Below are 25,128 nucleotides of genomic sequence, written 5' to 3' on the forward strand. Positions count from 1 at the left end.
ACTCTGTTTTTTAGCCCTTGCGAAGAACAATTTCGGCCAGCTCACAATATGTGCCCAGTCTTAAACGGGGACCCCAGTAGCCCGTGCCTTGATTGACATACAGCCGCATATTTCCGATGTGGTAAAGGCCTTTAGAATATCTCTCGAAAAACACGATCAACCAGTTCCAAGGGAAAAACTGCCCACCGTGAGTATGACCGGAAAGCTGCAGGTTTACTCCGATATCTCGAATTTGGTAAGCCAGGGATGGCTGGTGAGAAAGCATGATCTTAAAGCTTGATTCTTGAAGCTGGGATTGAACTCGCGGGAAGTCAGGTCCTTCTTGTTGAAAATGTAAGGCCGCGGGATCCGGAATCCCGGCAATTTGTAAAACGGCTTCGCCTAAGGAGATGTCGGCCACCTGATTGACCAACACCTTAAAATCGACATCGCGGAAGGCCTGCAAAGCTTTTTGACCATCCCAATAATACTCGTGATTGCCCGGAACCAGGTAAACCCCGTATTTCGCTTTCAGCTCTTTGAGATATTCAAGCTCTTCGGTGTGTTTTTCAACGAAACTGTCCATGATGTCGCCGGTAAACACCACGACATCCGGTTTTAGGCTGTTAATTTTTGTGACCAATTTTTTAACGAACTTGGCAGGCAAACTCTGGCTGATATGCAGATCCGTGATGTGCATAATACGCAGGTCCTCAAGCTCCTTGGGGAGTTGCGGAAATCGCACCGGAACTTTCACTAAACGGGGACCGACGCGAACCACGACATTGCCCATGAAAAGTAAAATCACGGGCATCAGCATTAAAATGCCGGTGGCTTCGGTGCTGTATAATTTGACGATGGGAATGGGTAAAACCAAATATTCAATAAACGCATAGATATCGCGCAAGATCACAAAAGTGACCAAGAAGTTAATATACGCCATGACCGTTAACGAGGTATCCAACAAAAGATCTCTCCACCAGTGGTGATCTAATTTTTTTTCTTTCCAGAAAAATAAAAAAGTCCCAATAACCAAGGTGAATAAAAACGCCAGACCAAGGACAAGGGCAAGCTTGGACCACCAGTCCATATCCGTGAAGCGCACCAACTGGTGGCAAACATACATGAACAGAACCAAAATAAATGAACTTGCGATGATTCGGAATGCGCCCATAAGTTTTCATTTTCTATCATGCTTCACTGTGTTTGCACAGTCTAATGTAAAAACACAGCAAGGAAGATGAAGTTATCAGTGTTAAACTGGGGACTGGCCTAACTCGGCTTGCGCAGGAGGTTTTATGAGTTTTCGTGGTGAATTCGAACAAGCTAGAGATTTCTTGATTCTGCATCGTTCTGATTATGATTATGCCTACAATCACTTTAAATGGCCTCAGCTAGAGGAATTCAACTGGGCCCTTGATTATTTTGATCCCATGGCTTCTTTGAATTCTCATTTAGCTTTATGGATCGTAGACGAAAACGGTGTGGAGCAAAAAGCCACGTTTGAGGAAATGTCCCTACGTTCGAACCAAGTTGCAAATTTCTTGAGAAAGCAAGGTCTCAAAAAAGGCGACTCGATCTTAATTCTTTTAGAAAACGAAATGTCCTTGTGGGAAATCATGTTAGGGGCGATGAAAATAGGCGCGGTCTTGGTGCCGGCAAGTCCATTGCTTTCTCATCAGGAGCTGCGAGATCGTTTGGAGCGTGAAAGTATCAAAGCTATTGCGACCAACAAAAAACACTCGCAGAAATTTGGACTAGATCAGTCAGCGATTATTCCTCTTTTGGTGGACGCGCACGCGGGCGAATCGGAAGACAAATGGATCCCTTATTCCGAAGTTCGCAATGAACGCACGTCTTTTGTTCATTCCGATGCCGAAAAAACCAAAGGCAGTGACCCCCTTTTCCGATACTTTGTGTCGGCCAATACGGTAAAGCCGAAAATCATCGAACACACGCACGTCAGTTATCCGGTAGGCCATCTTTCAACCATGTTCTGGATGGGGGTTCATCCCGGCGATATTCATTTGGGGATCAGCTCTAGCGGTTGGTCGATGCATGACTGGAATAATTTTTTAGTTCCCTGGAATGCCGAAGCCACTATTTTTATATACAAACAAGAACGCTTTAATGCCCATAAACTCTTAGAAGCGATGGCGAAATATAAAGTCACCACTTTCTGTGCACCGCCCACGGTGTGGCGCTTGCTGGCGCAAGAAAATTTAAAAGATTATAAAATGAGCTTGCGTGAAGCCTTAAGCACCGGTGAAACCTTAAACGCCGAAACGATATCCATGGTTCATAAATCTTGGAATTTATTTATTCGTGATGGTTACGGGCAAACTGAAATGCCAATGGTGATTGGCGTTTCTCCCAGTGAAAAAAACAGCTTCGGTACAATGGGAAAAGCTTTGCCGGGCTTCCGGGTGCGTCTTTTGAACAACGATGCCAAAGATTCCGACGCGGGGGAAATCTGTGTGGATATCGAGGAATCCCCATTAAAATTTATTGCCGGCGCCAGCGAAGGTATTGAGTCTTACCATACGGGTGATTTTGCCTATATGGATTACGCCGGGAACTACACCTTTTCGCAAAGGGCGGATGGATTGTTTAAATCCTCTGATTACCGTGTCAGTCCTTTTGAGATTGAGGCCGTTCTTTCTGAGTTCCCCGCGGTTCGTGAAGCTGTTGTCATCCCGAGCTCGGACCCTATCCGGGACTTCGTACCGAAAGCTTTAGTCAGCGTGATAAAAGGCACCGAACCCACCCGCGAATTAGCTTTAGACATCATGAGTTTCACTCGTCAGCGCTTAGCTCCATTTAAGCGTGTGCGCAGAATTGAATTCGTAGAAATTCCTAAAAACACCGCCGGCGAAATCCCTCGCGCAGAGCTGGTCGCTCTGGAAAGGGTCAAACGCTCTACGGGCGAAAAAGGAACTTACGAATTTTGGGAAGAAGACGCAAAAATCAGTTTAGCGGAAACGTGGGCGCAAGAGTTGCCCTAGACTTTGGAAGGTCTGCACGGTGGCTCCGAACACGAACTTCGTATATTTACGAGACGAATGTGAGGAGAAATTGGTAATTGGCGGATGCTTATGAGACGCTTAAGCTTATAAGGGGACGTCATGAACCTGCGGTGCCAAATTTTTTTAAGTGGTCTTTTGTTTTCTTATTCTTTGAGCGCTGCCGCTGATGAAAAAAAATGTTTTGGAATTAGAAATACTCATTCCGTGATCTTTGCTAGCGAAGGTGCAAAGGATGGTTCGCTGGCGATTCGTCGTTCTGTCGATGGTGTTTCAAAAGATGAAATTCTGGATGATACCGGTTACATCAGCGCCCAATTTTTAGTTTCTTCGTTACTACACAAAGAATTTGAAAAGACCACGGTTTTGGTGGCCGAGCGCTCCGAAACAGTTCAACTTTTGCAGTTGCGATTGAAAAAATTTGAAGAAACTCTGAAAAGCTATGGTTTTGGTTCTTCCGCAAAAGCATTTGCTGAAATTAAAAGAATCCAAACGATGTTGAATCGATCCATGGTGGTGAAGGACAGCCTTAAATCGGCGTGGAGAGATTTGGACAATGCCTTGGCGGCTGATGAAATTACAATTATGGCTAAATCTCGTCCGCCAGGAACGTCAAAGTGGAGCGACAAGGAAGAACCATTAAATATTTTCTCCATGCCCGAAATTTTTCCGATTGCGACCTCGACGGCGTGTCCGCACACGGTGGGGGACCTGCAGTTTGGCGACGCTAAACAGGCATCGATTCCCAAAGTCAGTAATGAGAGTGGCGGTCGCCAAAACGATCTTAATTCCTTTATGAAATCCCAACAAAGCAAGTCTGCGCAAGGGACCAACTAGTTATTTCTGTGACGCCCACCATTCCGAATTGCATGCGTCGGATGACCAGCGTATCTCTTTGATTGATGAGAGAATTTTTAAAACAATTGGCGACACTTTTTGGGGTCGGCCGAATCAAAAAAGCTCCAGGAACCTGGGGCACCTTAGCGACAATTCCTTTAGTCATTGGGTTGAATCACCTCGGCCCGTTTTACTACATGTCGGCGGTGGCTTTGCTGCTGGTAGTCGGAACCTTGGCGTGCCATATTTATGAGCAGGACCATGAGGGGCATGATCACAAAGAGATCGTAATCGATGAGGTTTTAGGTTTTCTGATCACGATGGTCTGGTTGCCAATGACATGGCAGGCCATTTTGATTGGCTTTGTCCTATTCAGAGTGCTGGACATCGGTAAGCCTTTATTCATAGGATATTTAGATAAGAAGGTCCAAGGAGGTCTTGGAGTGATGCTGGACGATGTGGCCGCCGGCTTAGTTGCGAGTCTCATCATGCAAGTTCTCTACACTCAAACCAACTGGTTGGGCTCTCAGATCACTGTCATACACTCCGGCTCCGTCGGAGTAAAAAGTCTATCCCTCTTTTTTGCGGGGTTGGTGTAGTGACACGAGATGAGCGTCTTCAAGATCTCATAAGACTTCTTCGCGACCGAAAACTCACCGTGAGTTTTGCGGAAAGTTGTACTGGAGGTGCACTTTCTAGTTTTTTAACAGAGCAGCCCGGCGTTTCAGACATCTTTTTGGGCTCTGTGGTCTCTTACTCTAACGAGGCGAAGATGGATCTTCTGGGGGTCCGTCGAGACACTCTCATGCAAGAGGGTGCGGTGAGCGAGTCAGTCGCTCGTCAAATGGCGCACGGAGTGCGTCGACAGCTTAAAACAGAATGGTCTGTGGCAATCACGGGGATTGCAGGTCCGAGTGGCGGAACAGCTACGAAGCCTGTGGGCACTGTATGCATTGCCATCACTGGTCCGAGCTTTGAAGATTCGCGAAAAGAATTATTTTCGGGAAATCGCAAAGACATCCAGATGGCTTCCGTAGACTATGCTGTTCAGTGGCTGTGTGAAGTTCTCGACAAGAAATAGAATCGGCCCCGGCCGGAAATTTAACACTACAGATTCACAACAGGTGTTGTGAGAGAGGGATACAGATGGCAAACGCTACTGTGGCAGATAAAGCAAACGAAAAAGCAAATAACGAAAAATCAAAAGCCTTAGAATTGGCCGTTTCGACAATCGAAAAACAATTCGGCAAAGGTTCTATCATGCGCCTGGGTGCGAACGAGTCTTTGGTTAAAGACGTGGAAGCCATCAGCACAGGAGCATTGAGCTTAGACATCGCTTTGGGTATCGGCGGTCTTCCTAAAGGTCGTATCGTTGAAATCTATGGACCAGAGTCTTCTGGTAAAACAACTCTGTGCTTGTCTGTTATTGCTCAAGCTCAGAAAAAAGGCGGTGTGGTTGCATTCGTCGATGCGGAACATGCATTGGACATTAACTACGCTCGTAAATTAGGTGTGAACACCGAAGATCTTTTGATCTCTCAACCAGACACGGGTGAGCAAGCTCTTGAGATTACAGAAACGCTAGTTCGCTCTGGTGCGATCGACGTATTGGTTGTCGACTCCGTTGCCGCTCTAGTTCCTCGCGCAGAGATTGAAGGTGATATGGGTGATTCTCACGTCGGTCTTCAAGCTCGTTTGATGTCTCAAGCTTTGCGTAAATTGACGGCGGCGATCAACCGTTCAAACACCCTTGTTATCTTCATCAATCAAATCCGTATGAAAATTGGTGTGATGTTTGGGAACCCCGAGACAACTACGGGTGGTAACGCGCTTAAATTCTACTCTTCCGTTCGTTTGGATGTACGTCGTATCGGAGCCATTAAGAATGGTGAAGACGTAACTGGAAACCGCACGGCGGTGAAGGTTGTGAAAAATAAAATGGCCCCTCCGTTCACGAAGGTTGAATTTGATTTGATGTACGGTGAAGGTATTTCTGAAGAAGGTGATTTGCTGGATCTAGCAGTCACTGCGGGCATGGTTGATAAGTCGGGTGCTTGGTTCTCTATCAACGGAGAGCGCATGGGACAAGGTCGCGATGCTGCAAAAGTCTTCTTGAAAGAACATCCTGAATACATGACAGAGCTTCGTAAGAAGATTTTAGCGGCCAACGGTATCGGTAAACTTCTCGTTGATACAAATGGTAGCAACGGTGAAGACCATGAAGGGACTGAGCCAACAGCTGAAGAAGAAGCAGCTCCAAAAAAATCTAAAAAAGCGGCAAAGCAGCACTAGTCGTTTAGATTCTTGAGTTCGTTTTAAACCCCCCGCATGTAAATGTTGGGGGTTTTTTCTTTTCTGATGTTAGTCTTGGCTGGCGCATTAACATCAAGTAATAAATCGGCAGTTTTGTTGCGAAATCTGCGTCTTTTGCGTACCTTAATGTAGCGCAACAAGGTGGCTTGCTTTGAAGTTTATCCGCGAACGAAGAATATCCTTAATCGCCGCATTTATCAGTCTTGCCATGACCAGTACTGTGATGGTCGGGTGGATCTTAGATATTCCCCGCATGCGGTCTTTGTTTCCGGGGCTGCCGCAGATGATTCCTTTGACGGCGACGGTCGTCGTGTTGCTTTCTTCAAGTCTTCTTTTATTAAGCCTTGCTGCTGATCATCCTTCAAACCGCCGCAGTAAATTTGCCGCCAGTTTTTGTGGCCTTGTCGTATTGATAGGACTGTATTCATTCTCATTGCATCTAATCCCTTATTCTTCGGCGCTAGAGTTTAGCCTTTTTCGGGATAAGGTTTTATCCAGTGATGGCGTGATGTATTCCGGCAAGATGTCTGTTCAAACATCATTAGCTTCGGTGTTTCTGGGCTTGTCGCTTTTGTTTTTCCGTCTTCCGGGACGGCGAAAAGGTTTTTACCTTTTTGAAGGTTTTTTGGTAGCTGCGGCTTCATTGTGTTTTATCGCGATTATCACTTACATGCATGATGTGACCATGTCAGGACCTTCTAAGATGATTGGCATGTCACTGCCCACTTCGGTGTGTTTCTTTTTATTGTCTTTGGGAACGGTGTTTTTAAAAGTGGATGAAGGCTTGGTAAAAAACCTTCGTGGACGCGATGGGGCGGGGCTTTTTTTAAGGTTTTATATTCCGTTTAGTATTTTGTTTCCGCTATTTTCTAGTGTTTTTATTCACTGGGGGGAAGAAGCCGGTCATTATCCTCCGGTATTTTCTAAATCTCTATTCGTCGTTGTTATCATCTTCAGTTTGCTTATATTAGGGGCCTTCATGTCCATCGCTATTCGCAAATTGGAAATACAAAGAATGAGCATGGAAAAGGCGGAGTCACGAGCGGCTTTGCAAGAAAGTCAGGACAGTCTTAATCGCACTCAGGAAAGTCTGGAAATGGCGCTAGAAGCGTCGTCCATGGGAACTTGGGAGACTGATTTACAGACGGGTCGTCTGGTTTTTTCCGCGATGGCTAAATCTTTGATCCAGGTAAGTGAGGAAAGTGTCACTTCGGAAATATTTTTTTCACGCATTCATCCCGATGATCAAGAAGCTTGTCGAATCGCACGTGAAGATGCTTTGCAAAAGGGTGCGGATTTGAATGTGGACTTCCGCTACGTCTTTCCGGATGGGTCTATTCGCTGGTTCCGTTCGCAAGGACGAGCTAAACATGGGTTAGACGGCAAGGCCGTTCGTTTGACCGGCACTATTTTAGATATTACTTCTGAAAAAAATCATCAAGCGCAGCTAGAGGCGGCACTTAAAGAAGCTGAAAGTGCAAGCTCTTTAAAAAGTACGTTCTTAGCGAATATGTCCCATGAGATTCGCACGCCATTGGGGGCGATCTTAGGTTTTGCCGACGTATTAAATGATGCTGGTTTAACGGAAGAAGAACGCTCTAAGTACGCGCAAATCATTCGTCGCAATGGCGAAACCCTGTCGCACATCTTGAATGATATTTTGGACCTTTCCAAAGTCGAATCAGGTCACTTAAATGTCGAAAGAATCGGGTTTTCTTTAAGGTCCTTGGTGAATGAAGTGGTTTCGTTGTTGGAAGTTCGCGCGAAAGAAAAAGAATTACAGCTTCATGTTGATATCGATCCGAATTTGAAAGATCACATCACTTCTGATCCGCTTCGCTTAAAACAAATTTTAATGAACTTAGTCGGGAATGCGATCAAATTTACATCTCAAGGCAGTGTCACTATATCGGTCACCAGCGGAGCGGATGAAAGCATTCGTTTTGCGATCACGGATACCGGTGTGGGCATCGATAAAGAAAAACAAAGCAAACTGTTTCAGGCCTTTTCCCAAGCGGATAGTTCGATCACACGTCTTTTCGGTGGGACGGGTTTGGGGTTGGTTCTTTCTCAGAAACTGGCAGAACTTTTGGGTGGGGGCATTGAACTTACACGGTCTGAATTAAAAGTCGGCAGTACTTTCACACTGACGATTCACGAATTTAAAGGTGGCGTAACGAAAGCTTCAGATAAAACTAACATCCGAAAAACTGATGTGGTTGCGAACAATCCCTTGCAGGGTAAAATCGTTTTGTTGACGGAAGATTCTCCGGACATTCAAAAGCTTTTAACCCTGATCCTGCAAAAAGAGGGGGCTGAGGTCGATTTAGCCATTAACGGTGTGGACTGCCTGCAAAAGTATAATAAGAGAAGTTATGATGTGATCTTGATGGATATCCAGATGCCCATTATGGACGGATACACCGCCGCCCGCAAACTTCGTGAGGAAGGTTTTACTCGATCGATTATTGCTTTAACGGCCCATGCGATGAGTGATGAACACCAGCGCTGCATTCAGGCCGGTTGTGATGGGTACCTTTCAAAGCCGGTGCAGCGACAAAAGCTTGTCGATATGATTTTGGAATACACCTAAAGCCTGTCTAGTCCGGCATTTCCCATGTCGTGGGGATTATTGTCCCTGGTTTACTTTATAAATTCGCTTATTGCTTTTTAGGCCTGGTGCCATGATTGCATTTAAAGACGGCAGGGGGATTTATGAGAATTCTGACTTCTTTTTTCGCAATCATTTTCTCTTTGGTCTTATTGCAGGCCTGCACTCATTACGGTAGCGAGGTGAATAAGCACGCTGATCTAAGTGAAGGGGAATACATCGTGGTGCGTTTTCCTCCAGGTAAAGACCGTTTACTTGAAAGTGAAAAATTAAAGCTGATTCAATTTAAAAATGCCATTGAAGGACGTGCAAACGTGGATTCCATTGAGGTTTTGGCATGGTCCGACCAGGAATATCCCGTGGAAGGGGTGGCCAAGCCTTCCATGGAAGAGCAGCGTTTAGCGGCGGATCGGGGCCAAGTGGTGAAGGAGTTCTTGAAAAAGGATTTGGGCTCTAAAAAGGACGTTGATGTCCACAATATGGCTAAAGAACCCGGGGTCTTTGCGAAAATCTTTACCACGGATGAGTTTCGGATGAAGGACTCTTTGGAAAGTTCGGCCGAAATCGGCTTCGTTTCGGATAACAAAGAGTCCAAGGCGGTGATCCTTGTAAAGTATGAATAGAATTACAGGGATGAAAACAATACGGCGGGTCTAAATACGGATCGTGACTGGTATTTAACAGCATGTTACGAATCTTTGATATTTTTGATATAAAAGGACCTATATGACCGCACCAACGATTCTGGTTGTTGAAGATGCTCCAGATCTTTTAATGCTCTACAAAAGGTATTTCGCAAAACTCGGTGCGACTGTACAAACCGCGGAAACTGGGGAAAGAGCCTTAGAGCTGTTAAAACAATCTAAACCGACTGTTCTTGTGATGGACTTAACTCTCAAAGATATGGGAACGGACGATTTTTATCAGAAATTTGCCGCGATCGAAGGGGCCAAAGATCTTTCAATGATCTTGATTTCGGGCCGCGATGACTTATCCACTTGGGCAGGTCGTTTTGGCGCGACGAAGTTTTATAAAAAACCCGTCGAGCGCGATGTGATTACAGCGGCAGTTAAGTCATTCCTTTAAAACTGAGAAGCTAAAGACGACAAGCGAAACGAAAGAGTATCAATAAATACCTTGGCGCTTCCTTGTTGGCTTAGTTGATTCAGCTGATGTTGCAAGTCTTCGATCCGTGTGTCCTTATTGCCCTGGATTGACTTGCCGGTCATGAAGTAGTCACCTAATTCTTTTTCTAAGGCCAAAATTCTTAAAAGCAATTCGTTTTCTAGCGGATTTAATTTTCCGCTAAAATATTCGCTTAAGGTTTGGCAGCGGTAAGCGACTTCTTTCATCACGCAATCTTTGGTATTTAAGCCAATGATTTTACAATTTTTGAATTCGCTCGCTTTATACATCGCAAAGATGTCGGACTTTTTTTGAATCTCATAGCCCGCGTTTTGGTCTGGGCCGTTTTTAGTAAAACCGGTGCCGTCACCCAAGTCTGTATAACCGTGAACTTCAGACATAAACGGTGCGGGTAAAATCTTTCCGTTAGCAGAATAGCGACGTAAAGCAATGATATCCCCTGTGCGCGTTTCGTTGGCCGGAACTTGCTTGCAAAGTGGCGATTCCATTAAATATCGAAACTCACTTTCATTAGTATAATGAGTGGCGGCTGAAATTCCCGCCAGATAAGTGGCCGAGTTCCAACAGTTAGGACCGGTCCGCTGAGCCTTTTTGCCTTCTAAAAGTTTTTGTCGTCCTAACATAAGGGCCGCTTTTAAGTCCACGTATCCGCCAGATCGGATTTCTGGTTCGGGGGTCATTTTGTGGGCTGTTGCAATAAATAATTCACGAACTTCTGTTGCTGTTAAGTGCGGAAGTTCGGACCATAACTGCACCACTTGATTCACCATGTAAGGTGACGCCATGGAGGTTCCCGAATGCGCTATCAATCCACCACCCAAACTTGCCGCCATGACTTCCCAACCTGGGGCAAGGATATCGATAGATTTTTTTCCCCAATTGCTGAAATAAGCCATTTTTGTTTTTTCGTTGATCTGCTCTAAGCTGCCCACGTCCAAAGCGCCGACTTTTAAAACATTGGGTTGCATGAAGCTTGCGGGGTATTGGCGATTTGCAAAAACATCTAAATTCTTAAGTTCATTTCCCGCGGCGACCACAAATAATGTGTTTGGATTGCTTTCAATCATACGTTGATAAGCGCGCACGCTGGCTTTTAGACCCAGCTGATCTTTATGATCAAGTGGAATTCCCAAGGACATATTTACGACTTTAACACCGTGTTTTTTGATAAAGGCAGAAACCTTATCCATGTAAGCCACGTCGGTGTATTCGCCCCCAAATCCAATCAAGCCAATGTTACTAAGGCCGTGAGACGCAATAGCCGCGACATGTGTGCCGTGGGACAACGGGCGTTGATCGCGAGCAAATGAAATAATGGCTTCTGATGGTAGATGCTGATTAGCGACCTGGTCCCAACCAAAATTATCGTCCACCCAACCATTGCCATCATTGTCAATACCATCAATAGGATCTGTCGGATTGTTCCACCATTTGGTCACAAGGTTCGCGTGATTATAGTCAAACCCAGTGTCGATGATAGCTACCAGAATTTTTTCTGGATTTTCACGTTGCGCCGTTAAGACTTTCACTTCGGCGGCGGTTTTTCCTAGCTCGCGCAAGCGTGCGGGTACATCAAATTTTTCATAGAGCGAAAACCGAGAAAGAATTTTTCCGGAAGGATCTTTTTCCACGAAAGAAACTGGTTTTTCACGGCCTTCTTTATAAGTGAAGGTGATCGTAGATTTCAGCTGGTTTTTTTCATTCAAATACTGCTTTGCTTGAATGCGGGATGGATTGTCTTTGTCATGAACGGCAATGTATTCTAAATCATAGGGGGCGCTCGTGTCATAAACCCATGAGCGCAATAAAACTGCCTGCGGAGTGGTGTTGTTTTTATTGTCTAAACCGGTCCATTCTTCTTGCGTAAGAATGCGCATTTTTTCGTCTTCTTTGACTGAAAGATTGGTTTTGATAACTCGGCCAGAACCAGGATATTGATAGCGCAACCAGGTACCTAAAACACCCGTTGAGCCATTAAAAAGACGTTCTTCGACAAGTCTTTCATTTTCATAGGATTTTTGTTTCGTCACGATTCCTGCGGCATTTTTTTCTTCGATCGTGCGAAGTTCAGCTAAGGCCGCTTCATGTCTCAAAATGAGAATTGCAGAGAATAGAAATGCGAAGTTTTTTAGGTTCATCAGAAGCTCCCTTAATCTCAGGTTGAGGTTGCAACCTGAGTGCCGCGAGTTGGAGGCTCGAGCGGCAGCACAGAGCTTCTTAGTGTAAAAGGATCAGACAATAGCCCCAAGCGCGGCTTCAATATCAGCTTCCAGATCTTTGGGCTCATCTTTAGGGGCATAACGCTTAATTACTTTGCCGTCTTTACCAATAAGAAATTTCGTAAAATTCCATTTGATAAACTCTGTACCTAAAACACCTGGAGCTTCGGATTTTAGCCATTGGTACACGGGATCAGCGGCTTTGCCATTCACATCGATTTTGGCCATCACCGGAAAAGTAACGCCAAAATTCAATTGGCAAAATTCTTGGATTTCGTCATTGGTGCCGGGCTCTTGGGAGCCAAACTGATTTGATGGAAAACCCAAAATGACAAATCCACGATCTTTAAACTTTTTATAGATTTCTTCTAAACCCGTATATTGGGGCGTGAATCCACATTTGCTGGCGACGTTCACCACCAAAACCACTTTACCTTGATGTTGAGAAAGTGGAACGGCTTTGCCGTCTTTGGCTTTTACTTCGAATGAAAATAAGTTTTTTTCCATAAATGTCCTCTGTTACAGAATGAGATTATCTGAGAAGACATCAGAGTCAAAGATCAACGCTTTAGAGAGCTAGACCTTGTGCCGAAAAGCTCTTTATGGGGATATTAAGATCGATCCGTCTTTTTCTATTGGTTACGTCCTTATTTTGGGGAGTGTCTGTCCTTGCCGCTGCAAGTAGCGGTGATGATGACAGCGGCTCTTTAAGCGGCGGACTGCAAATGGGAAATGGCGGCAGCAGCGGGATCAATTTCCAGTCTGATGTCAAAATTCCCGGCTCGGGGAGCCACAACGATACTTCTGGCCAAGTTCAGTCTGCGAGGGATTGCTCTTCGCGGGCTTCTGATACCTTTGATGCGGCCGGTTGTTGGGGGATGACGCCTGAACCTAAGGGCTCCGAGACGTCTGATGCCGAGGAAAAAAAGAATTCGGATAAAAACGCCGACGGAAAAAAAGACGGTAGCAAATCAGGAGACAAGGCAGGCAGCACGGCAGATCAGGATGCCGCAGAACGGGCGGCGGCTTTATGTCGTTCCCAATATCAGTCTGCTCGCCAGTCTTGTGAAAGTGCGATCAGCAGTGCCGGTGGGACTTGCGATTCAGGTTCTGATGCAGAACTAAACGCGGCTGCGGCGGCCGCAGGAAAATCTCAGAACACGACTTCGATGGTGCAGCTTGCCTGCTCTGAAGCCGGCGGCGTTTCTAATTCTGCAAAAAATGCATTAACGGGTTTTCGTAAGCGCTGCAGTTCAGCGGCGGAAAGTTGCTCCAGCGCGTGTGCGGAGCTTTCTTCGTTTTTGCAAAACAACCCGTCATGTTATTCGGCTATTGGCTTGAATCAAAGCTCGGCGCAATCATTAGCGCAGTCAAAAAACGCAAGCTGTGAGAGCTATCAGGGAAAAGTGAGCGAAGCGGATCGTGCGATCTCCAATTACGGAAATACTTCCGCAGGAGCGGCGGCTTGTCAGATGGCGACATTAGGTGGACAATCGGCCGGTTCTGCTGGCGCGGCTTCTGTCGGCATCCTCCCATTTTGCCAAGCGAATCCTTCTTATCCTGGGTGCTCAAGTGCGGCGAGCTTAAATTGCAATGATCCGTCACAATCTAACAATAAAATTTGTGTGTGCTCTAGAAATCCTAACGATGCCTTGTGTGTCGGATCTTTGAATGCGGAACATGTCTCTTCATTCGCGGGAGGATCGGTGGATTCTTCTTCGCGAATTTCAAATGCAGCCAATCCCAACACCGGAGATCTTCCCGATGTGCCAGGCCTTCAACATGCGCCCCTTCCATCAGGTGGCGATGTCCAAGGTATTGATGGTCGCCAAGGTGGGGCCGGAGTTGGAAGTTCCACGGTCGGATCCGGCGGGGGGCTTCCCAAGGCGAATCCAGAACCTTTGGATGAAGAGTTCTTATCGGGGGTTGGGTCTGCGGGCGGTGGTCGCGGAGGTATGCTTGCTTATGCGCGTATGCCGTCAAGTTCCGGAAATGATGGATCCTCCGTTGGCAAAAAAGATTCGACCGATTCGAAAAATCAAATGCCTGACTTAAGAAGGTTTTTGCCTGGTGGATTTGCTGATCCGCGGGGAAATAATGGCATGACGGGATCAGTAAGAATAGGTGTGGACGGAATCACCGGACCTCATTCCAACATCTGGCAGAAGATTCAAAATCGATATCAAATTATTCAAGGGACGTTAGAGCCATAACGTCTTGATCTGAGACGGATCAATCAGAAATTGTGGAAAGTAAATGAGGAATTCTCCATAATTAAGTCATGGGGAAAATCTTGTCACTCGTTGCAGTTATATTTGCGCTTCCACTTTATGTGAACGCTGCGGAGCCGTTTTTAGGTTGCCATTATTTCTGCAAATCGCAATATCCCAACGATCAAAGAAATTATGAATATTGCCTGATACAGACTATGCAAGAAAAGTTTTGCGGAAAAAAAACCAACACGACAACAACTAAAACGCCCACCGTATCGAATGTCCCCGTGCCCACACCTCGTCCCACACAAGACGGTGAAGCGGCGCCAGCAAATAGTTGTAAAACGAAGTACGATGAGCTGATCGAAAAATGTGAAATGAGCACCAGTGATACAGCTGCAAGTTGTGATGAAAGCAATCATGCGAAAATGAAAAATGCGTCTAACAACGCTCAAACGGCGGCTCAAAGCGACACCGCAGCCGTGCAACAAGCCTGCGGTCAGGCGGGGGGTATTTCAAATTCGGCCAAAGAAGCGATGAAAACTTTCCGTGAAAATTGCGGAGGGGCCTTGGAGACTTGTCAAAGCGCGTGTGGTGAACTGTCAGAGTTTTTACGGCAAGATTCTTGCTGGAGTACATTGGGCTTAAATCAAAACTCCGCCAAAGTATTGGCGGATTCAAAGAAAAGATCTTGTGATACTTATCAGTCCCAAGTCGATGATGCGGATCAGGCGATTTCAAATTACAACACGACGGGTGCGGGTTCAGCGGCCTGCCAAATGGCGGCGATGGGAACATCAAGTCCTGAAGAAGCTGCTAAAGAAAATGAAAAGAAAACTTTCTGTGAAGCCAATCCGACCTATCCGGGTTGTGCTAGTGCGAGTGCCGCGAACTGTGATGATCCTTCACAAGCTAATAACAAGGTCTGTGTATGTTCTAAAAATCCCGGGCATTATATGTGCCGTGGTGGGATGAATGCTGAAAGTGACGCATTTGCAAGCTCAAGCATTGATGCCTCTTCACGTCTGCCGACGTCTCAAGCTTCTGCGAACGCGGGCGATATGCCAAGCTTACCAGGCTTAGAGCATGGGCCGCGCCCCAAAGGTGGGGATGTGCAAGGTATTGATGGGCGCCAAGGTGGGGCCGCCGTTGGAAGTGCGAACTTAAGTGGAAATGTGAATCCCAGTGGTATCGGTGGCGGCGGCGGTGGCCCGGCAGATGTCGTTCCCGGATCCGGCGGCAGTTATGGCGGCGGTGGATCTGGAGGGCGTGCTTTAATGGGCGCGAGTCTAAGTGGTTCTGGGGGCGGCGGCCGTGGTGGAGGATCTGGTAGTGCAAACGGGGCTGTTAATCAAAACCCAGATTTGCGTCAGTTTTTGCCTGGCGGGTCGCGCGATCCAAGATTGCAAGGAAATGCCGGATCAACGGGGGTTGACGGCATCACGGGGCCGCACTCTAACATTTGGGGTAAGGTCCGAAATCGTTATCAACTACTAAAAAACACTTTAGAGCCTTAAACAGGCTCATTTCTTTTTAAGCTTGAATTAAAGAATGCAAACTTTCGATGACGGCTTTCCTCTCCGAAGCGGACGTCATGATCGTCATGCTCATGGCACTCATAAGAATTTTTTCACTTGGTAAAGCGCGAGAGTGCAAGACATCTAAAACTTGCTGTACGAGTTCTGGAGATGTCGCTCCGGTGCACGTCAATGTGACCGTAGAATATTCGTTGTCTTGGACGACGAAGTTTTTATTTCCTTTAAGCTCACGCTTCATCGCGATCATGATTTCTTGAGGTCCCGTTAAAAGGATTTCGGTTGTCCCGTTTTCTGATGAGCATTGAAGCATTTGTGGGAATGCGATTTGTTTTTCATTAAACAAGTGCTGCAGGTCGCGTAAAGCTTTGGCTGGATTTTTTTCGTGGCAATGAACGGAAAGCACCAGTTCATGAGAATTCAATGAAAGAGCTTTGCTTGATTCAAACATATTCAATCCTTTTTTTACCAAGGTGCCGTCAGAAGTTTTATTTGAAGCGGGACCAATATACAAAGTCACGTTGCGGATTTTTGCTAACTCCACCGAGCGATAGTGCAAGACTTTGGCGCCCCAGAACGTCATTTCCATCAGCTGATCGTAATTGAGTTCTTTTAAAGGCTTTGCCGTTTTAACGATATTGGGGTCAGCGGTGAAAACCGCCGGAACATCTTTTAAAATTTCACAGCGTTCAGCATTAAAGGCTGCCGCCATTGCGACCGCCGAAGTATCCGAGCCTCCGCGTCCTAAAGTTGTAATTTCTTTTGTTTGCGGGGATACACCTTGAAATCCGGCTAGGATGACAACTTTATCTTTCTGTAAAGCCTCTGCAATACGAATGGGTTTTACGTCTTTGATAAAGGCATTGACGTGAGAATCGTCGGTGAAAATTCCCGCCTGGCTGCCGGTGAAGCTAATCGCAGAACATCCCAGGTCATTGAGGGCCATACTCATCAGCGACATGCTAATGCGTTCACCGACGGTTAAGAGCATATCCATTTCCCGGCGATGGGGACGTTGTGAAACTTGATTAGCTAAATCAATCAGTGAATTGGTGGTTTTTCCCATAGCACTGACGACGACTAATAAAGAATTTTCTTGAGCTTGATGACAAACGCGAGCCGCGACGGATTTGATTTTGTCCGGATCGGCTAGGGTGGCTCCGCCGTATTTTTGGACGATGAGAGGCTTCATTCCAAAGTCACTTTCCTGTTCTGAAGGACATAGCCAGAAACCAAAGTGCCGGCTCCTTTAGGAACCCGGATAAAATGTTTGCTGACCTGACGAGGAATGTACCCTAGATAGAGCTCGGCATTCAAATCTTTTAGTGCTTTGCGCGTAACCCCTAAGTGATCCGCTAAAGGGTCTAACTCAACGCCTCCGGGAACGCCGACGATGTCGTAATCCAGTGGGTCCATTTTTTCTAAACCGCGAAAGCCATACAAATTAGGCGCTTTAGAAATTAACATTACCGCCAAAATTTTTGGCACGTATTCTTGAGTTTCCAAAGGCAAGGCATTGAGATGAATGAGGGACCAGTAATCACGAGTGCCATGCTTTTTTATGCGGGCACGCAATCCATTTTCACCCATATTGTAACTTGCAGCGACAAGATACCAAGAGCCGAACTCTGAGTGCAGGTCGCGCAAATAGCGGATGGCTGCGAGGGTGGATTTTTTTAGATCACGTCGTTCATCCAACCACCAGCTTTTATTCAATCCATAGCGCACGCCCGTGGATTCGATAAACTGCCAAGGTCCGACGGCATCGGCATGGCTGACCGCATTTGGAGCAAATCCACTTTCAATCATCACCATGTAAGCAAGATCTTGCGGTAAGCCTGCTTTGCGAAGTTCATCTTGAATGAAAGGCATGTACTTGTAGGAGCGTTGCAACCACTGACGAAACCATTTGTTATTTCGTTCGCTTTGAAAGTAAGAAACCCATTTACTGACTTTTTGGTTATAAGTCACCGGCAGATCAAAAATCAGACTGTCCGACTGAACATTTTTAGCTTTGGCCGTCAGAGTTTTTAATTTTTCTTTAAGACTTAACGGAGAGTTCGCTAAAAGGGGGGCCGGAGCAGGAGGGACCTTCGCAAGTTCGGCGTGCACGGAAAAAGAAAATAAAAGGGCGAAAACCAATCCCACAACATGTTTCATAGGATTATTAGAAGCCGATTCTTTGACACTGTCGACAAAGAACTGACAATCTTTTGCACCATCGACAAAAGCCTGTGTATCGGTCAAATCGAAAGAAACTTGAGACCAGAATTTTCTTCCTCTGCTTTGGTCTAGCTCGGAAGTCTTTTCCTAGACGAAGATCGGTCCTGTCAAATGATGGCATATGCTTTGCTGCTCTACAAAATAGTGGGGGTCTAATGAGTGTAAAAGGTGTCTATACGGCATTGAGCGGAGCCATGGCTCAAAGTACAAAGCTTGATACTATCGCCAATAATTTGGCGAACGTGAACACGCCCGCGTTTAAACGCGATCAACAGATCTTCCAAGAATATCTTACAGCCAATGAGAAACCGCCGACAACAACGCAGATCCCTCGCGATGTCGCGGCGATTGAAAGTTTTTATAATATGCAAGGTGGCGATAAAAGTTATGTCGACACTAAAGGCACCTTCACTGATTTTTCTCAAGGCAGCTTAAAACCGACCGGTAATAACCTTGACGTCGCCATTGACGGTAAAGGCTTTTTTGAAATTGCCACACCGGGCGGAGTTCGCTTGACTCGCGCGGGTAACTTTACTTTGGATGGTAATGGTCAATTGGTCACTAAAGAAGGACATCCAGTATTAAGCGCGGGCGAACCGGGAGCGGATCCCGCATCACGTGTGATTCGTGTGACGGGCAATGCTCCTTTAAGTATTTCTGATTCGGGCGATGTGATTGAAGGTACGGAGGTCGTGGGTCGTCTTTCAATGGTTCAAGTGAACAATCCTGATTCTTTATTAAAGCAAGGCAGCGGCCTTTATACTTTCAAAGATAATATCGCGCCGGACATGGTCAATGTGGCTAATCCAAGCGTACGCCAAGGTTTTCTTGAAACTTCTAACGTCAATATCGTGCAAGAAATGACAGATATGATTTCTACGCAACGAGTTTTTGAAAGCACCCAGAAAGCCATCAGCGCCTATGACCAGATGGCTGACAAGATGGTTAATGTTGTAGGCAAAACGAACTAGGCCGGCTCGCACTTCGGCTTTGCCGAAGTAGGTACTAAAGATATTTATTTTTTATCCATGGAAGGATGAAGAGATGATTAAAAGTTTGAACACAGCAGCTACTGGCATGGCGGCCCAACAGACAAATATGGACGTTATTGCCAATAACATTGCCAACGTTTCGACTAACGGTTTTAAACGTTCTCGTGCAGAGTTTGAAGACCTAGTTTATCAAACTCAAAAAGAACCGGGATCATCAACAGGCATGAATGCCTATTCTCCCAATGGTGTGCAAGTCGGCTTGGGAGTTCGCACCGCGGCCGTGCAAAAAGACTTTAAGGACGGAAATGCCAACGTCACCAAAAATCCTTTCGATATTCAAATCGAAGGATCAGGATTTTTTCAAATCCAAACACCGGATGGCCAAATTGGTTATACTCGAGACGGCGCCTTCCAAAAGGATCCTAATGGTCGCTTGATTGATAAAAATGGCAATCTTTTGCAGCCTGAAATCACAATCCCGCCCAATATTTCCGGCATTGAGATTTCAGCAACAGGTGAAGTGCGTGTGATCTCGGGACTGAATGATCCTGCACAAACAATTGGACAAATTGACGTGGTGAATTTTGTGAACCCAGCGGGCTTAAAGGCTATGGGTAAAAACGTATTCATGCAAAGTCCTTCCAGTGGACAGCCGATCACGTCTCGTCCTGGCTTAAACGGCACGGGCTTTTTGTCTCAAGGACAGCTTGAAACAAGTAACGTGAATATCGTTGATGAAATGGTCGGGATGATCACGGCCCAAAGAGCTTACGAAACGAATTCGAAAGTGATCCAGGCTTCGGATCAAATGCTGCAATCTATTAATAACTTGAGATAATAATTGATGAAGAAATTGGTTTTTGCCTTTTTGATGATTGCTAGTACCACGTGGGCCCGTCCGGAGATTGAAATTCCGGCGCAGGTTGAAATTTCCCAGCGTCCATTGTTACGTCTTAGTGACGTGGCTCGCTTAACTCAAGGGAACGCAAATCTTTTAGCTTTCATGGATGATGTGGTTTTGCGTGAAGACGCTCGTGATTTGGTTTTAGCAAGTCATATGAACGCCCAAGAAATTTTAACGAAAGTTCGCAGCATCATGAAAAACCGTGATGATGTTCGGTTGTTAAATCCTTCTTTTAAAATTCCGTCGCAAGTGAAGGTGAGCTTTTCTAAAGAAGCCATTTCGCATGAAGAAGTGAATCGTAAAATTTTGAATCATTTAAATGTAACTTGTCCCTCATGTGAATACCGCGTTTCAGTGACGAAAACTCCGGTGCCATCACAAAAAGAGTGGGACTTGGATTTTTCTCAGATGTCGACAAAAGGAGGCTTCCTTTTGCCACTCAGAGAAGGTTCAGATCAAATTAAATGGATTTCGGGAACTATCCGCGTTTCTCAATTAACCCCGGTGGCCACTCGCCTGATCTTACAAGGAGAGCGAGTGCAAAGCGGTGATGTACGTATGGTGATGACGGATGTGACTTATGCCAAGGACAGTGTTGTTCGGGCGGAAGACATCCAAGGGCAAGTGGCGGCAAGATCCCTGGCTGTGGGCACCCCGATCTGGACATCGGATCTTAAAAGAGAGCCGGCGGCCAAAAAGGGACAGATCGTAAAAGCGATGTTAGGGGATGAGACATTTGAGATTTCCGTGAATATGCAAGCCGAAGATAACGGCTTTATTGGTGACCTTATCAAAGTAAAAAATATCGAAACTCAAAAAGTCATGTCGGGCCTTGTCGTTGAAAAAGGTGTGGTGAAACTGCAATGATTAATTTTAAAACTATGATGACATCTTTGTTACTTGTGTTTACAGCGGTGTGTTTTACCGGCTGCGCGACCATGAATGAACTTCTAAATGCTTTTGGCTCAGAAACTCAGAACCCTCCGCTTGAAGAAATCAAATCTGCCCCTCGTTATTCGGACAATGCGAATATGGGCGTGCCAACGGATCGTCAGTATAAGCGTATGACTAAAAATCGCATGGAAGAAGAGTCAGAACTTGGTGCCAGTGCGGGTTCGATGTGGGTGATGGAAGGTCAAGGTTCCTATTTGTTTGCGCAAAACAAAATGCGTAAAGAGGGCGATCTTTTGAATGTAAAACTTGATGGCCCCGCGATGAAACAGGTAGAAACCAAAGTTTCCGTCATTAAAAAATTATTGAAACAATTAGAAGAACAAGAAAATCAAAGTTTGAACAACGGCCTAGCCCAAAATGGGGAGGATCCTTCCCGGGCGCCGGCATCAGAAAAGCCTAAGGTCGATGCTCCAGCTAAGGAAGATGACAAGAATAGTTTGGATGAAGTTCAAAACGTTCCTACGCGTTTGGTTGAAAAGATGGCTGACGGAAACTACCGGGTTAAAGGCCAGCAGCCCTTCATGATTGGCAAAAGAGAGTATAAAGTAATTGTTACGGGCTTGATTCGCCCTGAAGATTTTAACGACGCCGGAATTTCTTCAGACAAGCTTTTAGATCCTCAATATGATGTCGTCAGCATCAGAAGGAATACTAAAAATGAGTAAACTATTAAAGCTTATCGCTTTAGCCGCATTGGCCTTTGCCTCGACGATTGAATCTGCTCAGGCCGCGCGTTTGAAAGATATCGCCAGTATTCGTGGTGTGCGCGAAAATCAGTTGATCGGTTACGGGATCGTGGTCGGTCTTAAAGGCACGGGCGATGGAAAAAATGAATACATGAGCAAATCAGTTGTGCGCATGTTTGATAAGCTGGGAATGAAATTAGATTCGCCAGAATTTGGCAGTAAGAATGTAGCCGCAGTTATTATTACAGCGACAATGCCGGCATTCGGTAAAGCGGGTAATCCGATTGATATTACCGTCAGTGCTGTGGGCGATGCTTCCTCCTTGGCTGGTGGTACTTTATTGCAAGCACCACTGCGTGCAGCGAATGAACAAGTTTATGCTGTGGCTCAAGGAGCGATTGTCATTGGTGGTAATGGCAAAGATTCGCACACCACTTCTGGAAGAATTCCTAACGGCGCGATCATCGAGCGTGATATGACGGCCGATTTTTCTTCGCGAAAAATGTATCGTTTGAATTTAATCAATCCTGATTTTACCACGGCTGCGCGCACCGTTTTGACTATCAATAAAGAATTGGGTGGTCACTATGCGACGGCCAAGGATTCAGGAACAATTGATATCATCACACCGTTTGCCTATGAAAATCGTGGTGTCGAATTGCTGGCGACAATCGAATCAATCGAAATTAATCCTGATATGAAAGCGCGCGTGGTGGTGAATGAAAAAACCGGCACCATCGTCATCGGGGATAAAGTGAAAATTTCCAAAGTGGCTATTTCCCATGGTGCCTTGTCTGTCAAGGTGGGCGAGGGAAAGAACGCCAAAGAGGAAAAAGTCACTGTTCTTGATACGGGTGTTAGCGTGGGTGAACTCGTTCAAGCTTTGAATAAGTTAGGTGTTACGCCGAAAGACCTGATCACTATACTTCAGTCCATCAAGACAGCTGGAGCTTTGCACGGGGAATTAGAAGTATTATGAGATTTGTGTTTCGAAATGACACAGTATGTAATAAACTGGATAAAATAGCATTTAATGTTTCAGACACATGGACGTGTTTGGAACGCGGGGAGGGTGAGAAAGAGATCGCGAACCATGGAAGGTCAAGAGTCGATAGTTTCTCGCAGGAAACAGAAGCAAAAGGTCAACGAACGCCAATGATTGGTGAACATGAGCCGAGGCTTAACTCTAAGAATTATGTGCAGGATGCACTAGTTCTCCGACTCAACTCCCCTTTTTCTCTTTCTTCGGTCGAAGACATTGCTGCGCCGGAATCTGCTTTGGGTTGCTTGCAACCCTCTGTCTCAGACAGTCCTCGCGCATTCTGTTTTTCGGTGGCATTGTGATTCTTCGTTCTTTTTCTTCTGATCATTATCGCCGCGCTTCTTTGGCGCTGCGGAACTCGCATAGGGCTGCAAGCAACCCAAAGCAGATTCCGGCGACACTATTTCTCGTAAAAAAGAAAAGTTGGAGTGAGCGGTTCTCGGAACGCCTTGGATCTGGCTTGCTGCGCTCGCGTTGGGCTTTTTGGGTTTCTCTTTTTACGGTGTTTTATTTTTCTTTTTCTTGTTTTGCGGAATCTTTGAATTCGGCGGCGGTCAGTGTGGGGGAACCCTCTGCTCAGGTCGCTGGCGCTCCTGAGGCCGTTAGTGTTGATGGTAAAAATTTAGATCGTTCTAAATTTATTGCTGCGCCTTCTCGATTTATGCGTAAGCCTCAACAGAAAACTCCGGATCAAAAGTTGCGTGAAGTTTCTGATATGTATGAAAAGCATTTTCTTCGTCAGATGACAAAGGCCATGCGATCTACCGTACAAGAGAGTGGATTCATCCAAGCGAATAATGCAGAGAAAATTTTTCGTGAGCAGTTAGATGAGCAGTACGTTGAGAAGTGGGCGGCTCGTGGGGGTATCGGTTTTTCGGATTTGATTTACAATCAATTGGTTGAAAAATTTGGTGCGCAGTTGGGAATGAAAGCGAAGGTTGAAAAACCAAAAGGTCCTTTGCCATTGGATCGGGCTAAAAATTTTCAGCATCCGGGAAAGTCTAAATCGACATTGTCTTATCGCATTGATGTGGCTCCAGAAATCTTGGGGAATGTTCCTCGACCTGGGGCTAGGGACGTGAAAGCCCCTTGGGCTGGGCGTTTCGGGGCAGTGACAGAATTAACTGATCATCAAACTCAGGTAGAAATTGAACACGACAATGGTCTGAAATCTCAGGTCGTTTTTAAAGGCTCACTGTCAAAACTTTTTACAGGGGACAAAGTGCAAGCTGGCGACACCCTTGGGTTTTTAAGTTCTGAAGCAAAATCGATATATTGGACCGTTGAAACAGACAAGACCCCTAGACCACAAACTGTCTCAGAATGATTTGGTGTAACTTGTCCCATTGTGATACTATAAAATGAATTATACAGAGTGTGATCTAACACTCGAAAGTATGGAGGCTCTCAATGAAGATCACTCATAACAAAATCGGACAGAATTTGAATCTTACTGATTCAGCTAAATCCGACAAAGCCGGTGGCATTGCATCGAAATCTGCAGGCATCGGTAACGCAAACAAAGCAGATGCTTTGATGGGTTCTTCTCTTGGTGAATCTACGAAAGTAGAATTGTCTCCAAAAGCTCAAGAAGCAAAACGCATTAAAGAATTAGCAATGGCGGCTCCGGATGTGGATGAAGCCAAAGTTGCAAAATTCAGACAGCTTATCGACGAAGGCAAATATAAAACGGACGCTAAGGCCATCGCCGACAAAATGGTCGACGAGCATTTGGAATTTTAGTCGGCGGACGCCGGCAGAGCGGAGCGGCTTCGGGCCGCAGAGCTGGAGCAGCACCAGCTTGCAAAAATAAAAATCTGCACAACTCATCAAGGATGATGGAGAACGAATGGACACTACAGTAGAACGTGCATTTCAAAAGTTAGAAGCCAATCTCGAAGAGCTTACCAAGATCTATCGTTCACTTTTAGACATCGTTCGCAAAGAAAAAGATCTTTTGGTTAAAGCCGATCTTCCGGCGCTAGATGAAAGCAATAAACTTAAAGAAGACCTTCTTTTCAAGCTTCGTGCTCAAGACGCCTTACGTGCGCGTTACGCGATGGACTTAGCAACCATGGTTGGAGCCGACGTTGAAAATCCACGTTTGCTGGAACTTGCTCAAAAACTTGCAGGCACTCCAGCGGCAGATCGCTTGCGCACTCAACACTCCGCGCTCGATGTGCTTATCAAACGCATCACTGACATTAACAAAGAAAATGAAGAATACGCAAAATCCGCTCTAGGCACATTGAATGGTGCTTTGAACGATGTGAAAGACTCACTTGCCGGCAAAAAAACTTACGGCGGCAAAGGCCAATACAAAACGGGACCACAAGTAGCAGGTAATTTCGTTAGTAAAGAGGCTTAATTTATAAATGCGCTCAGGAAGAGCCATTTTAGAAAAAGTGTACACAACTACGATGTACACCAGGAGGAACGAGTACTTATATT

The 25,128-nt window shown here is 45.8% G+C and carries 23 protein-coding genes; 18 read left to right on the top strand and 5 right to left on the bottom strand.

The window, feature by feature from the left end; translation table 11 throughout:
• Window positions 1-10 precede the first annotated feature (10 nt).
• Entirely contained in the window at window positions 11-1,153 is a 1,143-nt protein-coding gene (locus tag AZI86_RS09010) for a metallophosphoesterase (protein WP_061834716.1), read from the bottom strand.
• 124 nt (window positions 1,154-1,277) lie between these two features.
• On the opposite strand from AZI86_RS09010, the gene AZI86_RS09015 reads away from it, so the two are divergent.
• The 8 genes from AZI86_RS09015 to AZI86_RS09050 all read left to right on the top strand — a co-directional run bounded on the left by AZI86_RS09015 (window position 1,278) and on the right by AZI86_RS09050 (window position 9,849).
• A complete protein-coding gene (locus AZI86_RS09015; RefSeq protein ID WP_061834717.1) occupies window positions 1,278-2,984 on the top strand; it encodes an AMP-binding protein in 1,707 nt (568 codons plus the stop codon).
• Between the two features lie 120 nt (window positions 2,985-3,104).
• Entirely contained in the window at window positions 3,105-3,839 is a 735-nt protein-coding gene (locus AZI86_RS09020) for a hypothetical protein (protein ID WP_061834718.1), read from the top strand.
• Window positions 3,840-3,904: 65 nt separating this feature from the next.
• Window positions 3,905-4,438 carry a phosphatidylglycerophosphatase A family protein gene (locus tag AZI86_RS09025; RefSeq protein ID WP_253715842.1) on the top strand — a complete coding sequence of 178 codons (534 nt, stop codon included), beginning with the start codon at window positions 3,905-3,907 and terminating at the stop codon, window positions 4,436-4,438.
• Window positions 4,438-4,920 carry a CinA family protein gene (locus AZI86_RS09030; protein WP_253715843.1) on the top strand — a complete coding sequence of 161 codons (483 nt, stop codon included), beginning with the start codon at window positions 4,438-4,440 and terminating at the stop codon, window positions 4,918-4,920. Before AZI86_RS09025 ends, AZI86_RS09030 begins: the two co-directional genes overlap by 1 nt.
• Before the next feature lie 65 nt (window positions 4,921-4,985).
• On the top strand, window positions 4,986-6,131 hold the full coding sequence (gene recA / locus AZI86_RS09035; protein WP_061834721.1) for a recombinase RecA: 1,146 nt from the start codon (window positions 4,986-4,988) through the stop codon (window positions 6,129-6,131).
• Window positions 6,132-6,303: 172 nt separating this feature from the next.
• The gene (locus AZI86_RS09040) at window positions 6,304-8,745 is read left to right on the top strand and encodes a response regulator (protein ID WP_157684668.1); all 2,442 of its coding nucleotides are present in this window, start codon (window positions 6,304-6,306) and stop codon (window positions 8,743-8,745) included.
• A 122-nt stretch (window positions 8,746-8,867) separates the two neighbouring features.
• Window positions 8,868-9,386: a hypothetical protein gene (locus AZI86_RS09045; RefSeq protein ID WP_061834723.1), complete on the top strand. Its 519-nt coding sequence runs from the start codon at window positions 8,868-8,870 to the stop codon at window positions 9,384-9,386.
• 103 nt (window positions 9,387-9,489) lie between these two features.
• Window positions 9,490-9,849 carry a response regulator gene (locus tag AZI86_RS09050; protein ID WP_061834724.1) on the top strand — a complete coding sequence of 120 codons (360 nt, stop codon included), beginning with the start codon at window positions 9,490-9,492 and terminating at the stop codon, window positions 9,847-9,849.
• Here AZI86_RS09050 and AZI86_RS09055 read toward each other — a convergent pair.
• Together AZI86_RS09055 and AZI86_RS09060 are read right to left on the bottom strand one after the other, a co-directional pair.
• Window positions 9,846-12,047 carry a S8 family serine peptidase gene (locus tag AZI86_RS09055; protein ID WP_061834725.1) on the bottom strand — a complete coding sequence of 734 codons (2,202 nt, stop codon included), beginning with the start codon at window positions 12,045-12,047 and terminating at the stop codon, window positions 9,846-9,848. The two genes, AZI86_RS09050 and AZI86_RS09055, sit on opposite strands and share 4 nt — an antisense overlap.
• A 93-nt stretch (window positions 12,048-12,140) precedes the next feature.
• Window positions 12,141-12,635 (bottom strand): glutathione peroxidase, encoded by a 495-nt coding sequence (locus AZI86_RS09060; protein ID WP_061834726.1) that lies wholly within the window; start codon window positions 12,633-12,635, stop codon window positions 12,141-12,143.
• A gap of 95 nt (window positions 12,636-12,730) precedes the next feature.
• On the opposite strand from AZI86_RS09060, the gene AZI86_RS09065 reads away from it, so the two are divergent.
• Together AZI86_RS09065 and AZI86_RS19380 are read left to right on the top strand one after the other, a co-directional pair.
• Window positions 12,731-14,341: a hypothetical protein gene (locus AZI86_RS09065; RefSeq protein WP_061834727.1), complete on the top strand. Its 1,611-nt coding sequence runs from the start codon at window positions 12,731-12,733 to the stop codon at window positions 14,339-14,341.
• A 68-nt stretch (window positions 14,342-14,409) separates the two neighbouring features.
• The gene (locus tag AZI86_RS19380; protein ID WP_157684669.1) at window positions 14,410-15,858 is read left to right on the top strand and encodes a hypothetical protein; all 1,449 of its coding nucleotides are present in this window, start codon (window positions 14,410-14,412) and stop codon (window positions 15,856-15,858) included.
• A 16-nt stretch (window positions 15,859-15,874) separates the two neighbouring features.
• On the opposite strand, the gene AZI86_RS09075 is transcribed toward AZI86_RS19380, so the two are convergent.
• Both AZI86_RS09075 and AZI86_RS09080 read right to left on the bottom strand, forming a co-directional pair.
• The gene (locus AZI86_RS09075; RefSeq protein ID WP_061834729.1) at window positions 15,875-17,068 is read right to left on the bottom strand and encodes an aspartate kinase; all 1,194 of its coding nucleotides are present in this window, start codon (window positions 17,066-17,068) and stop codon (window positions 15,875-15,877) included.
• On the bottom strand, window positions 17,065-18,036 hold the full coding sequence (locus tag AZI86_RS09080; RefSeq protein WP_081111874.1) for a lytic transglycosylase domain-containing protein: 972 nt from the start codon (window positions 18,034-18,036) through the stop codon (window positions 17,065-17,067). Before AZI86_RS09080 ends, AZI86_RS09075 begins: the two co-directional genes overlap by 4 nt.
• A 218-nt stretch (window positions 18,037-18,254) precedes the next feature.
• Here AZI86_RS09080 and flgF point away from each other — a divergent pair, with 218 nt between their 5' ends.
• From flgF to AZI86_RS09125, 8 genes are all read left to right on the top strand, one after another.
• Window positions 18,255-19,070, top strand: a complete 816-nt coding sequence (gene flgF / locus AZI86_RS09085; RefSeq protein WP_061834730.1) for a flagellar basal-body rod protein FlgF — start codon at window positions 18,255-18,257, stop codon at window positions 19,068-19,070.
• A 73-nt stretch (window positions 19,071-19,143) separates the two neighbouring features.
• The gene (flgG, locus tag AZI86_RS09090; RefSeq protein ID WP_061834731.1) at window positions 19,144-19,929 is read left to right on the top strand and encodes a flagellar basal-body rod protein FlgG; all 786 of its coding nucleotides are present in this window, start codon (window positions 19,144-19,146) and stop codon (window positions 19,927-19,929) included.
• 6 nt (window positions 19,930-19,935) lie between these two features.
• The gene (gene flgA / locus AZI86_RS09095) at window positions 19,936-20,862 is read left to right on the top strand and encodes a flagellar basal body P-ring formation chaperone FlgA (protein ID WP_061834732.1); all 927 of its coding nucleotides are present in this window, start codon (window positions 19,936-19,938) and stop codon (window positions 20,860-20,862) included.
• Window positions 20,863-20,876: 14 nt separating this feature from the next.
• Complete coding sequence (locus tag AZI86_RS09100) at window positions 20,877-21,614, top strand: flagellar basal body L-ring protein FlgH (protein WP_253715844.1); 738 nt, start codon at window positions 20,877-20,879, stop codon at window positions 21,612-21,614.
• Window positions 21,607-22,614 carry a flagellar basal body P-ring protein FlgI gene (locus AZI86_RS09105; protein WP_061834734.1) on the top strand — a complete coding sequence of 336 codons (1,008 nt, stop codon included), beginning with the start codon at window positions 21,607-21,609 and terminating at the stop codon, window positions 22,612-22,614. The genes AZI86_RS09100 and AZI86_RS09105 overlap by 8 nt, the downstream gene beginning before the upstream one ends.
• Window positions 22,615-22,975: 361 nt before the next feature.
• Window positions 22,976-24,004 (top strand): rod-binding protein, encoded by a 1,029-nt coding sequence (locus AZI86_RS19415; RefSeq protein ID WP_253715845.1) that lies wholly within the window; start codon window positions 22,976-22,978, stop codon window positions 24,002-24,004.
• Between the two features lie 83 nt (window positions 24,005-24,087).
• On the top strand, window positions 24,088-24,420 hold the full coding sequence (gene flgM / locus AZI86_RS09120; protein WP_061834736.1) for a flagellar biosynthesis anti-sigma factor FlgM: 333 nt from the start codon (window positions 24,088-24,090) through the stop codon (window positions 24,418-24,420).
• 106 nt (window positions 24,421-24,526) lie between these two features.
• The gene (locus AZI86_RS09125) at window positions 24,527-25,045 is read left to right on the top strand and encodes a flagellar protein FlgN (protein ID WP_061834737.1); all 519 of its coding nucleotides are present in this window, start codon (window positions 24,527-24,529) and stop codon (window positions 25,043-25,045) included.
• Window positions 25,046-25,128: the final 83 nt, after the last annotated feature.

This window comes from Bdellovibrio bacteriovorus, assembly GCF_001592735.1.
Lineage (GTDB): Bacteria > Bdellovibrionota > Bdellovibrionia > Bdellovibrionales > Bdellovibrionaceae > Bdellovibrio > Bdellovibrio bacteriovorus_D.

Bases quoted from the DNA above. Each gene is read 5' to 3' on its own strand.
- flgG (WP_061834731.1), top strand. From the start codon at position 19,144: ATGATTAAAAGTTTGAACACAGCAGCTACTGGCATGGCGGCCCAACAG.
- AZI86_RS09125 (WP_061834737.1), top strand. From the start codon at position 24,527: ATGGACACTACAGTAGAACGTGCATTTCAAAAGTTAGAAGCCAATCTC.
- AZI86_RS09055 (WP_061834725.1), bottom strand. From the start codon at position 12,047: ATGAACCTAAAAAACTTCGCATTTCTATTCTCTGCAATTCTCATTTTG.
- flgF (WP_061834730.1), top strand. From the start codon at position 18,255: ATGAGTGTAAAAGGTGTCTATACGGCATTGAGCGGAGCCATGGCTCAA.
- flgA (WP_061834732.1), top strand. From the start codon at position 19,936: ATGAAGAAATTGGTTTTTGCCTTTTTGATGATTGCTAGTACCACGTGG.
- AZI86_RS09065 (WP_061834727.1), top strand. From the start codon at position 12,731: ATGGGGATATTAAGATCGATCCGTCTTTTTCTATTGGTTACGTCCTTA.
- AZI86_RS19380 (WP_157684669.1), top strand. From the start codon at position 14,410: ATGGGGAAAATCTTGTCACTCGTTGCAGTTATATTTGCGCTTCCACTT.
- AZI86_RS09075 (WP_061834729.1), bottom strand. From the start codon at position 17,068: ATGAAGCCTCTCATCGTCCAAAAATACGGCGGAGCCACCCTAGCCGAT.
- AZI86_RS09080 (WP_081111874.1), bottom strand. From the start codon at position 18,036: ATGAAACATGTTGTGGGATTGGTTTTCGCCCTTTTATTTTCTTTTTCC.
- AZI86_RS09025 (WP_253715842.1), top strand. From the start codon at position 3,905: ATGAGAGAATTTTTAAAACAATTGGCGACACTTTTTGGGGTCGGCCGA.
- AZI86_RS09100 (WP_253715844.1), top strand. From the start codon at position 20,877: ATGATGACATCTTTGTTACTTGTGTTTACAGCGGTGTGTTTTACCGGC.
- AZI86_RS09050 (WP_061834724.1), top strand. From the start codon at position 9,490: ATGACCGCACCAACGATTCTGGTTGTTGAAGATGCTCCAGATCTTTTA.
- AZI86_RS09060 (WP_061834726.1), bottom strand. From the start codon at position 12,635: ATGGAAAAAAACTTATTTTCATTCGAAGTAAAAGCCAAAGACGGCAAA.
- AZI86_RS09105 (WP_061834734.1), top strand. From the start codon at position 21,607: ATGAGTAAACTATTAAAGCTTATCGCTTTAGCCGCATTGGCCTTTGCC.
- AZI86_RS09010 (WP_061834716.1), bottom strand. From the start codon at position 1,153: ATGGGCGCATTCCGAATCATCGCAAGTTCATTTATTTTGGTTCTGTTC.
- recA (WP_061834721.1), top strand. From the start codon at position 4,986: ATGGCAAACGCTACTGTGGCAGATAAAGCAAACGAAAAAGCAAATAAC.
- flgM (WP_061834736.1), top strand. From the start codon at position 24,088: ATGAAGATCACTCATAACAAAATCGGACAGAATTTGAATCTTACTGAT.
- AZI86_RS09045 (WP_061834723.1), top strand. From the start codon at position 8,868: ATGAGAATTCTGACTTCTTTTTTCGCAATCATTTTCTCTTTGGTCTTA.
- AZI86_RS09015 (WP_061834717.1), top strand. From the start codon at position 1,278: ATGAGTTTTCGTGGTGAATTCGAACAAGCTAGAGATTTCTTGATTCTG.
- AZI86_RS09020 (WP_061834718.1), top strand. From the start codon at position 3,105: ATGAACCTGCGGTGCCAAATTTTTTTAAGTGGTCTTTTGTTTTCTTAT.